Genomic DNA, 12,941 nt, shown 5'->3' on the forward strand with positions numbered 1-12,941 from the left:
CTTAATAGAGTTCTCAGTTATATAATTTAACTACTCAAGCGTTTGTAAGCTTACTAGTTTGTTGTAAACACCTTGAAGCGCAATCAGCTCTTCATGATTTCCTTGCTCTACAATTCTTCCTTTTTTCATTACCACAATCACATCTGCTTTTTGAATGGTTGAGAGTCGGTGTGCGATCACAATTGAAGTTCTGTTTTGCATCATGTTTTCTAAAGCGACCTGAACAAATTTCTCACTTTCTGTATCCAATGCAGATGTGGCTTCATCTAGAATCATAATTGGAGGATTTTTCAAGACCGCGCGCGCAATAGATAATCGCTGTTTTTGTCCACCAGAAAGTTTGTTTCCGCTATCGCCAATGTTAGTATGAATGCCTTTTGGTAAATCTTTTACAAACTCAAATGCATTTGCAATTTTCAGGGCTTCAATAATTTCCTCATCAGTTGCATCCGGTTTCCCCAATGAAATATTCGCTTTTATGGTATCGTTAAACAAGATACTGTCCTGTGTTACCAAACCCATTAATCCGCGAAGCGAGTTTAAATGGAGGTCTTTAATGTTTATTCCATCAATAGTAATCGTTCCTTCATGTACATCATAAAAACGGGTTAGCAAGTTGGCAATGGTACTTTTTCCACTACCGGATTGTCCCACTAGCGCTACTGTTTGACCTTTTTTAACTTTAAGCGAAAAGTCTTTTAAAACGTTTTCATCCTCGTACTTAAAGTTGATGTTTGAAATAGTAATATCTGATTCAAATGAATGTTTTTGAATGGCATTTTCTTTAGAGGTGATTTCGTTTTCTACATCTAATACTTCAAAAACACGTTCTGCAGCGGCCAATCCATTTTTAACTGAATACGATGCTTTGGAAATCGCTTTCGCCGGAGTAAGGATGTTAAACGCTAATGTCAAATAGACAATAAAAGAAGCGCCATCTAATGTTTTGTCATTTAAAACTAAAAGGCCTCCGTAAAAAAGTAAAATGGCAATAGTAGTTACACCCAGAAATTCGCTTAATGGCGTAGCCAAGTTGTTGCGGCTTCCTATACTGTTCGTTAAATTCAATAATCGCGTCACTGAATCGTTAAATCTACTTTTAAAAGAAGGTTCGGCATTGTAACTTTTTATAACTTTCAGACCGCCTAACGTTTCCTCTACAACTGATATGAGTGATCCACTTTCTTTTTGGGCTTCCAGTGATTGTGCTCTTAAATTCTTCGCTAATTTTGAAATAATATATCCCGAAATTGGCATGAATATCAAGACAAATAAAGTTAATTTAGTACTGATGGCAAACATCATTCCTAAAGCAAAAATGATAGTTAAAGGCTCTTTTACCACTAATTCTAAAATAGAGAAAAATGAATTTTGAACCTCATTGACATCACCTAGCATGCGCGCCATCATATCTCCTTTTCGTTTTTCTGAATAGTATGAAATGGGCAACTCAATAATTTTATCATACATCGACTGTCTCAAATCTTTCAAAACGCCATTTTTCAGGTGCATGATATGATAGGAAGCCAAATAATTGAATAAATTTTTAATAAAAAATGTGGTTATAACCATTGCTACTACAAAAAGTAATACGATTTCAGTACTTTCTCCTGCTGATAAAGTTGAAATTTTGTAATTCAAATAATCAATTACGTATTCTTTAATACTTCCTATTCCTGCGTATACAGGCTGAGCTAATACTTTTTCTGTTTTTCCAAAAAGTACCTGTAAAACCGGAAACAGTGTCAACATAGAAATAGTGCTAAACAACGCATACAATATGTTGTAAATCACATTCCAAGTAATATGGGACTGATACGGTTTAGTAAAAGGAAATAATTTTTTTAGGTTTGCATCCATTAGTTCAATTGCATTGCAGTAATTATGTTTTTGATCTTGTTGTCTAGATCAGCTTCTACTTCGTCAAAATCTTCAACAGCGTTTAATTCTGTATTTACACTAATATAGAATTTTATCTTTGGTTCGGTTCCACTTGGTCTGGCGCAAATTTTAGATCCATCTTCAGTGTAATAAATTAACACATTCGATTTTGGAATAACCATCTCAGATTCGCTTCCGTCCAGCAAGTTTTTTGCGATAGAGGATTGATAATCTTCGAGCATAATGACACGCTGTCCGTTAATTTCTTTCAATGGATTTTCTCTCATGTCAATCATCATCTGATTGATTTCTTGCAAACCGTCCATTCCTTTTTTGGTCAATGAAACTAAATGCTCTTTGTAAAATCCGTTATCAACATAAAGTTTAAGTAGTTCTTTATAAACGGAGCTTCCTTTCGCTTTGGCTTGAGCCGCTAATTCGCAAATCAATAAGGTAGCCGCTACAGCATCTTTATCACGCACTGCATCGCCAACCATATATCCAAAACTTTCTTCACCACCACCTATAAATTCAAGCTCGGGAAAATCTTTGATCATCTTGGCAATCCATTTAAAACCAGTCAACCCCACTTTACATTCTACATCGTAGTTTGTCGCTAGTTCCATCATCATAGGTGTTGATACAATGGTCGAGCCTACAAATTGTTTTCCGTTAATTTTTCCCGCTTTTTTCCATTCTTCAAGTAGGAAAGCAGTCATCAAAATCATAGTTTGATTGCCGTTTAGCAAAGTCATTTTGCCATTATTATCTCTAACAGCAACCCCTAAACGGTCACAATCAGGATCGGTTCCTACCACAATATCTGCATTTGTTTTATCTGCTAATGCTAGTGCCATCGTCAATGCTTCTGGCTCTTCAGGATTCGGAGACTTTACCGTAGGGAAATCACCATTTGGTACGCGCTGTTCTTCTACAATATGTACTTGTGAATAACCCGCTTGCGATAAAGTATCTGGAACTAATTTTATAGAAGTACCGTGCAAAGAGGTAAAAACTATATTCAGTTCTTTTTTGGCGTCAGCCGAAGTACCAAAACTTGCGTTTTCAATAGTCGATTTTATAAAAGCTTCATCAATATCCTTATCGATATAATGAATTAAATCTTCATTGGCCGTAAACTTGATCTGATCGTAATTTAAATTCTCAATTACATCAATAATGCCTTTATCTTCTGGTGGTACAATTTGGCCACCATCTTGCCAGTATACTTTATATCCGTTATACTCTGGCGGATTGTGCGAAGCCGTAAGTACAATACCGCATTGACAACCTAAATGTTTCACAGCAAAAGACAACTCCGGCGTAGGTCTCATCTCCGAAAATAAGAATACTTCAATGCCGTTTGCCGAAAAAACATCCGCCACTACTTTCGCTAAGGTATCACTATTATGACGGCAATCATACGCAATTGCTGCTTTCAAAGGTTGGTTAGGAAATGCACTGTGCATGTAATCCGAAAGTCCTTGTGTACTTTTTCCAAGCGTGTATTTATTAATGCGATTGTTTCCCACACCCATAATACCGCGCATTCCTCCGGTTCCAAATTCTAGATTTTTATAAAATCGCTCTTCCAAGTCTTTGGGAGAAGTCGTCATTATATCTTTTATCGCCTCTTGAGTAGCGGTGTCAAATGTTGGGGTGAACCACTCATTCACGGCATCCAATATGTTTTGTTTGATTTCCATCGTATGTTTTTTTTAATTTTTAGGAGCTTTTTCCTGCTATACGTTGCAATCTTTTATTCGCCGCGGCGAATAAAAGGATTTCCACTACTATCAGGGCTAGTCACGTTAACATTGAAAATCAGTTTTTATAACCAATTTTAGTTTTTTTCTTCGTTATTTTTAGAATTCTAGTTCGATAAAAAATTATTAATCAGCATGCAACAAAAACTTCCGGTTTCGTCTCCCTCTCCTTTGGAGAGGGTTGGGGTGAGGATTTTCCTTTTCACTGCTTAAAACACTGGAAAGCATTGCTATTCCTTGTTCTGTAAAGGCAAAAGGCATGTACCGAACACCACCTCTTTTTGAGGTAACAATTTGTGACCTCAAAGTATTGAACTCAATTTCTGTAAGTTCAAACATAAAATCTACAGGAAATCGAGTAATGTTTCTTCTTATTGCCTGTTTTAATGCTTTATTTTCAACGTTGTATAGCAAGGCTAAATCAAAGTCAAGCATTACTTTTTGACCTCGAATCTCAAATATTTTATTTTGTATAACTTCTATTTCCATCTATTTCTAAATGTTAATTAATAAAAAAAGTATTCTAAATTAGAGTTTCTAGTTATTACTTCAAAATCAAAGAAAGCTACCTTGAAGCACTTTATTAGGGTATAAGAATTAAGTTTTATAATATGGTAATTTGATTTAATTATTAATTCTAATTAAAATATTTTTACTTAAGAGGCATTTTTGTACAGAATGGTCGTCACTTTTTTGTTAAAAAAAATTTTATTTTCAGTAACTCTACAATAATTTATAAAACACTTCTCCATCAATAATTAACTCTTCAATAGCCCCTCTATCTATAAGTGTTTGTGTTTGTCTTTGCATCATCCATAAAAATGAAGCATCTCTTTTTGAAAATACTTGACCACTTGACTGTTTTAAAAATTTAATCAGATATTCAATTTCCATATTAATGATAGTTTATTTATATTAAACAATTTTATTCAATGATATTAGCAGTATCTGAAATTTTATAGCGCTCCTCATTATTTTTGGTTCGCAAAATGATTTCACCAAGGAATCCAGCTAGAAATAATTGTGTTCCCAAAACCATTGTGGTCAAGGCAATGAAAAACCAAGGATTATTCGTTACCAAGCTGTAGCGCATATCATTATACATGTGGTATAATTTTGAAATACCTATATAACCAGCAAGCATAAATCCTATAATGAACATCAAGGATCCCATGGCACCAAAAAGGTGCATCGGTCTTTTTCCAAAACGAGAAAGGAACCAAATGGTAATTAAATCCAGAAAACCGTTTACAAAACGTTCCATTCCAAATTTAGTTTCACCATATTTTCGGGCTTGGTGTTGCACTACTTTTTCACCAATTTTTCCAAAACCAGCATTCTTAGCCAATACAGGAATGTAACGGTGCATTTCACCCGAAACTTCAATGTTTTTTACTACAATATTCTTATACGCTTTCAAACCGCAATTGAAATCATTCAATTCCACACCCGATGTTTTCCGTGCCGCCCAATTAAATAATTTAGAAGGCAGATTTTTAGCTACAACAGAATCGTAACGTTTCTTTTTCCAACCCGAAACCAAATCGTACTTACCGTTAACAATCATATCATACAAGCCAGGAATTTCCTCAGGACTGTCTTGCAAATCGGCATCCATAGTAATAATGACATCACCTTTAGCCTTAGCAAAACCAGCATGCAAGGCCTGCGATTTTCCAAAATTTTTCATGAAACGAACGCCCTTAACGTTAGGGTTTTGTTGAGCAAATCCATCGATAATAGTCCATGAATTATCAGTACTGCCATCATCTAGAAAAATGATTTCGTAACTGTAACTATGAGATTGCATCACTTGTATGATCCAATTATAGAGTTCATTGAGTGATTCCTCTTCGTTAAGAAGCGGTATGAGGATAGATAGATTCATTAATTTTTATTCTTGTGTAGATTTACTTTTAAAGAATGCTGCCATTACTAATCCTAATATTGCGCAAAAAAAGAGGGCGAAAATGGAACCTTTCAATTGCTCTACAATTGAATAAGGATCCGTTTCTCTTAGTTTAGAAATAGTTTCGTTTAACGAAGACGCAGGAACTCCAAATTTTTCAGAAGTACTAATCAGATATTTTATAGTTAAGTCTAGAAGCGTTTCTTTTACAGAAGGATCAATAAAATTAAATAAAATGATTTTGAATGCAACAGAAATAAGCACTCCTATTGTTGCTGCAATAAAATAATTAGTGAAGGCATCTTTAAAAGAAAATATTCCATTTAACTCTTTCTTTGTTTTTGAAAGCATTATAATAGGTATGATTATGAAAACTGAAAAACTTAAAAGTGTAGTCCACCAAGCGATGAATAATTCAAGATCTACTGCATACATAAAAGCAGTTATTAATGATAGTATAGCTCCAATTATTACACCGTAGGTTATCCCATTCTTTTTAATAATTTCGTTGATCATTTTGATTGTTTTAGAATTAATCGACAAATATAGCAATTCCCAATATATTCGTAGCTAAAAATCGCTTTTTACGATTATATAAAAAAAGTGAAACAAAGATTTGTTTATTGAAAAAATAGTGTAAATTTGCACACTCAAAATAAAAGTGTAAAACAAAAAGTTATATGTGATTTATACCTTTTCTGTTACAAGAAAAGCTTCAAAGTCCCTTATAATTAACAAATAAAAAAGATTAACAAGATGAAAAAAGGAATTCACCCAGAAAATTACAGATTAGTTGCATTTAAAGACATGTCAAACGACGAAGTTTTTATCACGAAATCCACTGCAGATACAAGAGAAACATTAACAGTTGATGGTGTTGAATACCCAGTTGTAAAAATGGAGATCTCTAGAACGTCTCACCCTTTTTACACAGGTAAATCTAAACTTATTGATACTGCAGGACGAATCGATAAATTTAAAACTAAATACGCTAAACACGCTAAATAATTTTAACTTGTTTTCAAGATACAGAAAGCCTCGCAATTTGCGGGGCTTTTTTATGCGCAAACAATTATTTTTTGCTTTGTTGCTATTGATTTTAGTTTTGCAACAACCTTAATACTCTTAATGCCTTAATGGTTCAAAAAAAAGTATAGCACTTAATTTTTTAAACTTCCGTGTTTTCCCAAGAGAGTCTTTTATTTTTATTGCTATTCAAATCTTTGTAACTTTGAACCTTTATAAAATTTGAAACACGATACAATGAATTATATACTTTTTGACGGACCTGCAAGAAACGCTTTATTGCCTTTTACTTTCACACGCCCTGTTGCTGATATTTTAATTGGTATTATGACCATTCGTCAAAAATGGGAAATGCGTCTGGGTTCTACCACAACTACGTTAACAGAAGAATATTTGTCAGAGAAATTTCCAATGGTTGAATTAGAGGTCAACGTGATGATCAATGCCTCTTTTTTGCCCAACGACGTTTTGGCCGAAATGGTAAGTAATTTAGAACCCAATCAAGCTATTTTTAAAGGCGAGGAAGTCATTGCTTTTTATACTGATGATGAACAAGAAGAAGTAGATTTTGACACCTACGAAATTATAGAGTACAACGAAGATTGCTTGACAGTTCAAAACACTTGGGATATTTTCTCCAATAATGACGCAGCTATTCGGGAGGATTTTGAATTCTTGACTGAAGATAGAAAGTCACAACCTATTCCTAAAAGCGTGAATGTTATTGCGCCTGAAAATATATTTATTGAGGAAGGCGCCAAGTTAGAATTCGTTACTCTAAATGCATCAACGGGTCCGATATACATTGGGAAGGATGCCGAAATTATGGAAGGCTCCGTAATTAGGGGTCCGTTTGCCTTGTGTGATCATGCACAAGTAAAATTGGCCTCAAAAGTGTATGGAGCAACAACAGTTGGGCCACATTCTAGAATAGGTGGCGAAGTAAATAATTCCGTTTTATTTGGCTATTCTAATAAAGGACACGATGGATTTCTAGGGAATTCTGTTCTGGGAGAATGGTGTAATATTGGTGCAGACAGTAACAATTCGAATCTAAAAAACAATTACGAAGAGGTAAAATTGTGGAGTTACGAAACCGAAGGTTTTGCCAAAACTGGACTTCAGTTTTGTGGCTTGATGATGGGAGATCATAGCAAGTGCGGCATCAATACCATGTTTAATACTGGTACGGTAGTAGGAGTAAGTGCTAATATTTTTGGTAGTGGATTTCCACGTAATTTTGTACCTAGTTTTTCGTGGGGAGGAGCTTCGGGTTTTACGACTTACATCACTAAAAAAGCTTTTGAAACCGCTCGATTGGTCATGAGTCGAAGAAACGTTGACTTTGACGAAAGAGAAGCAGCGATTTTAGAACACGTTTTTGAGGAAACAAAGAAGTGGAGAAAAGAATAAATGCTTCTTTTTAAAAAAAATATAAAGCCATTAATCAGCCGCCAATTCGCTAATTATAAAAGATGCTTATTGGCAATTTTTCTATAGGAGTAGTAATAATTAGCAATTGGCTAATATGGTTTCAATTTGATTTCGGAAAATTTATTTAAACTGATTAAATTTTTGATCTCTTAGGAAATGGTTTGAGATTGTTGTTTATATTTAAGTTTACTAAATTTATTTTTTGTTCACTATTAATTATTTTTCGCGTTTCTTAATTTAAATATAATTACATGAAAACAATCAAATTTGTTTTGGTTACACTTTTTGGTTTTTTAGGATTTATTTATGCACTGATATTATTGTATGTTTATTTTTATCAAGGAGAAATGATTTTTAATGCTTCAAAACTTCCGAGCGATTATAAATTTGAATTTGAAGGGGATTTTGAAGAACTTTCTATTCCATCATATGATAATGTAAAGTTACACGGAATTTTGTTCAAGATTAAAAAACCAAAGGGGTTACTGTTTTATTTACATGGAAATTCGGGAGCCTTAGATACATGGGGAAATATTGCAAGTATATATAATGATTTAGGATATGATATTTTTATTTTAGATTACAGAGGATTCGGGAAAAGTGAAGGAGTAGTTGAAAATGAGGCGCAGATTAACAATGATGTTTTGTTTGCATATCAAAAATTATTGTCAAAGTACAAAGAAGATAAAATAACTGTCATAGGCTATTCAATAGGGACTGGACCAGCAACCTATTTGTCATCACGATCAAATCCTAAAAGTTTGATATTGCAAGCGCCATATTATAATTTTTTGGAATATTCAGAAACCAGAGTTCCATTTGTTCCTGATTTTTTAAAGAAATTTAAATTTGAAACCAATATATTTATAACAAAAGTTAAAGCGCCTATTTATATTTTTCACGGAGATATAGACAACATAATTCCAATGTATAACTCTGTAGAATTGAGTAAAATGCTAAAACCAAATGATTGCTTTTATATTTTGAAAAACCAAGGTCATATAGGTATGAGTGAGAATCAAGAATATCTTTCGGACCTGAACAACGTACTATCTAAGTAATGTAAATAATGAAGTAAAGTTATTTTATTCTAAAAAATAAAAAAAGTTAATGTTAAAACATATTTTGGAAGTACAAAGAAAATAGGGTTTATATCTCTTAATGTAGAGTTTTTTTTTAAATCCATTTTAGTAGTAAATAGATATAACAATTTATGGGTTGTATCGTAACATTGAATTTATTCAAAAAAATCCCGCTAATTCGCAAATTTTAAATTCGTGAATTAGCGGTTTTTAGTTTCTGGCATAAAAAATTAATAATTGCTCAATTCCTTATTTAAGCTATCTTTGCACTTTCAAAAAAATCTTGCTGAGAGTCTAGAAGTCTAAGCAGTCTAAAAATCTAAAAATCTGAATGATTACAGTTAACGATATTTCCGTACAATTTGGTGGAACAACTCTTTTTAGTGACGTTTCCTTTGCCATAAATGAAAATGATAAAATTGCCCTTATGGGTAAAAATGGAGCAGGAAAATCGACTCTTCTTAAGATAATTGCAGGACAAAGCAAGCCCTCAACCGGTAATATCTCGGCGCCAAAAGATGCTATAGTAGCTTATTTGCCTCAGCATTTATTGGCTACTGATGGCGCAACGGTTATGGAAGAGACCTCAAAAGCGTTTGGTGAAATCTTTGGTATGAAAGCCGAAATAGACGAAATCAATGAGCAATTAACGATTCGTACCGATTATGAAAGTGATGCCTACATGAAATTGATCGAACGCGTTTCGGACCTTAGTGAGAAATTTTATGCGATTGAAGAAGTAAATTACGAAGCCGAAGTAGAGAAAATTCTACTGGGTCTAGGATTTGTTAGGGAAGACTTTAACCGTCAAACTACAGAATTTTCGGGAGGTTGGAGAATGCGAATTGAACTCGCTAAAATCCTATTACAAAAACCAGATTTAATTTTGCTAGATGAGCCCACCAACCACATGGATATCGAAAGTATTCAATGGTTAGAGGATTTTTTGATTAATTCAGCTAAAGCTGTCGTAGTTATTTCACACGATAGAGCTTTTGTAGATAATATTACTAATCGGACTATTGAAGTAACGATGGGACGTATTTATGACTATAAAGCTAAATATTCTCATTATTTAGAATTAAGAAAAGACAGAAGGGTTCACCAGCAAAAAGCCTATGACGAGCAACAACGCATGATTGCGGATAACCGGACTTTTATTGACCGTTTTAAAGGGACATTTTCTAAAACCGATGCCGTGCAATCGCGTGTAAAAATGCTAGAGAAATTAGTTATAGTTCAAGTTGATGAGGTAGATACATCAGCACTAAAATTAAAATTTCCACCAGCAGCACGTTCTGGACAATATCCAGTAATCGTAAAAGATTTGTCAAAATCATACGGAGATCATGTTGTTTTCAAAGATGCCAATATTGTTATTGAAAGAGGCGAAAAAGTCGCTTTCGTGGGGAAAAATGGTGAAGGAAAATCTACGATGATCAAAGCCATTATGAAAGAAATTGAAATTAATGGTGGAAGTTTAGAAGTTGGGCACAACGCACAAATTGGTTATTTTGCGCAAAACCAAGCTTCGTTATTAGATGAAAACGCTACTATTTTTGAAACTATAGACGACATTGCTGTTGGTGATGTGCGAACAAAAATCAAAGATATTTTAGGTGCTTTTATGTTTCAAGGAGACGATGTTACCAAGAAGGTAAAAGTACTTTCTGGTGGAGAGAAAACCCGTTTGGCAATGATAAAATTATTGCTCGAGCCAGTTAATGTATTGATTCTAGATGAGCCATCGAATCACCTTGATATGAAAACCAAAGACATTATTAAAGATGCTTTACGTGATTTTGATGGAACTTTAATTTTAGTTTCTCACGATAGGGATTTCCTTGACGGATTGGCGACTAAAGTTTTTGAATTTGGAAATAAACGAGTTGTAGAGCATTTTGAAGACATCACTGGTTTCTTGGCTCACAAGAAAATGGAAAGCATGCGCGAGATTGAAAAGTAATTCTAGTAAATTTGTAATAAATAAAAACGGCTGTGTTTTCAATGACACAGCCGTTTTTTTATAGGCGAATTCCTGGTGGAAGTAATTCTTTGTAAATGGGGTTTTTCTTAAAAAAGACTACTATTTTGGGCAAAATAGGTACTACTTTTAATTTTCGTTCTATTGCAATTTCCATTATGTTTTTTAAAAAATCAGTAAGGAATTCCTCGTCTTCGTAGCCATCTGGAGCGTGTATTTTGGTGAGGAATATTTTCTTTTCTTGAAAGGAGTATTCCACCGTAACTAAGCCTTGTGCGGTTGTGGTTTCAAATTGTCTTGAAAAAGCATTGTCTTTAATTTCCATAGGAATTGAATTGCTACTACTGCATTGGTACTTCGACCAAAAGTATTTTTGATTGGGAATTGATGCTGATGTCAAAGGCATCAAAATTGGTTATTCCCATGGCATCTCTTGCCTTTAAAATTTGATTATTAACCGTTATTTCGCCTTCGATTAAAAATAAATAAACACCGTTACTAGGAATTTGAACCTGATATGTTGTGTTGCTATTGGCGTCAAATATTCCTAAGTGAAAAAAAGTTTTTTGGTAAACCCAAAGCGCGTTACCATCATTTTGATCCTTTGGTGAAACAACGTTAACAAAGGTATTGATTTGATTTTCAATATCAAATGATTTCTGGCCGTATCTGGGCGCAACTTCCTCAGTGTCAGGAAAAACCCATAATTGCAGTGTTTTTGCATGTTCTGTAGCGCTAGCATTCATTTCAGAATGTTCTACACCGCTTCCTGCACTCATGACTTGCACTTCGCCAAAACGAATAACACCTTCATTTCCCATACTGTCTTTGTGCATCAAACCGCCTTCGAGTGGTATGGTAATAATCTCCATATTGGCATGACCGTGGGTTCCAAAACCAGCTCCGGCCGCAATGGTATCATCATTTAATACACGCAATTTTCCGAATTGTACACGCTCTGGATTGAAATAATTACCAAAAGAAAAGGAAAAATTGGCTTTAAGCCAACCGAAATCAGCAGTGCCTCTTGTATTGGCTTTGAATAATTGTGTAGTCATAAAGTAGTGCTAATATAAAGTTGATAATACGCGAAGTTCAGATAAAAAAATTAATTTTATACCATACAAAATTCACCATAAAAAAGCGTAAAGTTGTTATAAAATCGTTAAAACAGTTATGAGTAAAATTCCCGTTTATTTTATGCCAGGATTGGCAGCCAGCGCTTTGATTTTTGAACGAATTGTACTTCCAAAAGATACATTTGAAATCTATTTATTAGAATGGGAAATTCCGTTAGATAATGAATCTTTGACTCATTATGCTAAGCGAATTTCTGAGAAAATTAAACATGAAAATCCAGTCTTAATTGGCGTTTCGTTTGGAGGTATTCTGGTTCAAGAAATGTCAAAACATCTTAATGCTCGCAACGTACTTATTATTTCGAGTGTCAAAAGTAATCTAGAATTCCCTCTAAGATTGAAACTTGCCAAAACAACTAAAGCTTATAAACTTATTCCGATGAGTTTGATTTTGAATATAGAGTCTTTGGCTAAATTTTCTTTTGGCGAAAAAGTAAACCAACGCCTTAAGTTATATGAAAAGTTTTTGTCTGTTCGGGATATTAGGTATCTCAATTGGGCTGTAGAGCAAGTTGTTTTATGGGATAGAACGGTAATTGATGAAAGCGTAATTCACATTCACGGCGATATGGATGACGTTTTTCCGATTAAAAATATTAAGGATTGTATCGTAGTCAAGGGAGGCACTCATATTATGATTTTAAATAAATACAAATGGTTAAACGAGAATTTACCGCGTATAATCAGTACGGGCAGTGTTTAGTATGGGGTGCTTAGTGA

General features: G+C 34.0%; 13 protein-coding genes. 5 read left to right on the forward strand and 8 right to left on the reverse strand.

The features are described from left to right. Nucleotides 1–30: 30 nt before the first annotated feature. The 6 genes from ACNQGB_RS10655 to ACNQGB_RS10680 all read right to left on the reverse strand — a co-directional run bounded on the left by ACNQGB_RS10655 (nt 31) and on the right by ACNQGB_RS10680 (nt 6,072). Nucleotides 31–1,860: an ABC transporter ATP-binding protein gene (locus tag ACNQGB_RS10655; RefSeq protein ID WP_417944123.1), complete on the reverse strand. Its 1,830-nt coding sequence runs from the start codon at nt 1,858–1,860 to the stop codon at nt 31–33. Beyond that, nucleotides 1,860–3,587 (reverse strand): phospho-sugar mutase, encoded by a 1,728-nt coding sequence (locus ACNQGB_RS10660; RefSeq protein WP_417944124.1) that lies wholly within the window; start codon nt 3,585–3,587, stop codon nt 1,860–1,862. Before ACNQGB_RS10660 ends, ACNQGB_RS10655 begins: the two co-directional genes overlap by 1 nt. A 186-nt stretch (nt 3,588–3,773) precedes the next feature. Then, nucleotides 3,774–4,136 carry an ORF6N domain-containing protein gene (locus tag ACNQGB_RS10665; RefSeq protein WP_417944125.1) on the reverse strand — a complete coding sequence of 121 codons (363 nt, stop codon included), beginning with the start codon at nt 4,134–4,136 and terminating at the stop codon, nt 3,774–3,776. A gap of 234 nt (nt 4,137–4,370) precedes the next feature. Continuing rightward, the gene (locus tag ACNQGB_RS10670; RefSeq protein WP_417944126.1) at nt 4,371–4,541 is read right to left on the reverse strand and encodes a hypothetical protein; all 171 of its coding nucleotides are present in this window, start codon (nt 4,539–4,541) and stop codon (nt 4,371–4,373) included. Nucleotides 4,542–4,572: 31 nt separating this feature from the next. Continuing rightward, nucleotides 4,573–5,535 carry a glycosyltransferase family 2 protein gene (locus ACNQGB_RS10675; RefSeq protein ID WP_417944127.1) on the reverse strand — a complete coding sequence of 321 codons (963 nt, stop codon included), beginning with the start codon at nt 5,533–5,535 and terminating at the stop codon, nt 4,573–4,575. Nucleotides 5,536–5,541: 6 nt separating this feature from the next. After that, a complete protein-coding gene (locus tag ACNQGB_RS10680; RefSeq protein ID WP_417944128.1) occupies nt 5,542–6,072 on the reverse strand; it encodes a DUF4199 domain-containing protein in 531 nt (176 codons plus the stop codon). Nucleotides 6,073–6,312: 240 nt separating this feature from the next. Here ACNQGB_RS10680 and ACNQGB_RS10685 point away from each other — a divergent pair, with 240 nt between their 5' ends. The 4 genes from ACNQGB_RS10685 (at nt 6,313) to ACNQGB_RS10700 (ending at nt 11,064) form a co-directional block, all read left to right on the forward strand. Then, nucleotides 6,313–6,564, forward strand: a complete 252-nt coding sequence (locus ACNQGB_RS10685) for a type B 50S ribosomal protein L31 (protein ID WP_066077760.1) — start codon at nt 6,313–6,315, stop codon at nt 6,562–6,564. A gap of 255 nt (nt 6,565–6,819) precedes the next feature. Then, nucleotides 6,820–7,995: a GlmU family protein gene (locus tag ACNQGB_RS10690; protein ID WP_417944129.1), complete on the forward strand. Its 1,176-nt coding sequence runs from the start codon at nt 6,820–6,822 to the stop codon at nt 7,993–7,995. 272 nt (nt 7,996–8,267) lie between these two features. Continuing rightward, nucleotides 8,268–9,077 (forward strand): alpha/beta hydrolase, encoded by an 810-nt coding sequence (locus ACNQGB_RS10695; RefSeq protein ID WP_417944130.1) that lies wholly within the window; start codon nt 8,268–8,270, stop codon nt 9,075–9,077. 352 nt (nt 9,078–9,429) lie between these two features. Beyond that, on the forward strand, nt 9,430–11,064 hold the full coding sequence (locus tag ACNQGB_RS10700; RefSeq protein WP_417944131.1) for an ABC-F family ATP-binding cassette domain-containing protein: 1,635 nt from the start codon (nt 9,430–9,432) through the stop codon (nt 11,062–11,064). A gap of 58 nt (nt 11,065–11,122) precedes the next feature. Here ACNQGB_RS10700 and ACNQGB_RS10705 read toward each other — a convergent pair whose 3' ends face one another. Both ACNQGB_RS10705 and ACNQGB_RS10710 read right to left on the reverse strand, forming a co-directional pair. Further along, nucleotides 11,123–11,407 (reverse strand): GNAT family N-acetyltransferase, encoded by a 285-nt coding sequence (locus tag ACNQGB_RS10705; RefSeq protein ID WP_417944132.1) that lies wholly within the window; start codon nt 11,405–11,407, stop codon nt 11,123–11,125. A 16-nt stretch (nt 11,408–11,423) separates the two neighbouring features. Continuing rightward, the gene (locus ACNQGB_RS10710; protein WP_417944133.1) at nt 11,424–12,140 is read right to left on the reverse strand and encodes a pirin family protein; all 717 of its coding nucleotides are present in this window, start codon (nt 12,138–12,140) and stop codon (nt 11,424–11,426) included. 118 nt (nt 12,141–12,258) lie between these two features. Here ACNQGB_RS10710 and ACNQGB_RS10715 point away from each other — a divergent pair, with 118 nt between their 5' ends. Then, on the forward strand, nt 12,259–12,924 hold the full coding sequence (locus ACNQGB_RS10715) for an alpha/beta hydrolase (protein ID WP_417944134.1): 666 nt from the start codon (nt 12,259–12,261) through the stop codon (nt 12,922–12,924). Nucleotides 12,925–12,941: the final 17 nt, after the last annotated feature.

Source organism: Flavobacterium frigidum, assembly GCF_048286795.2.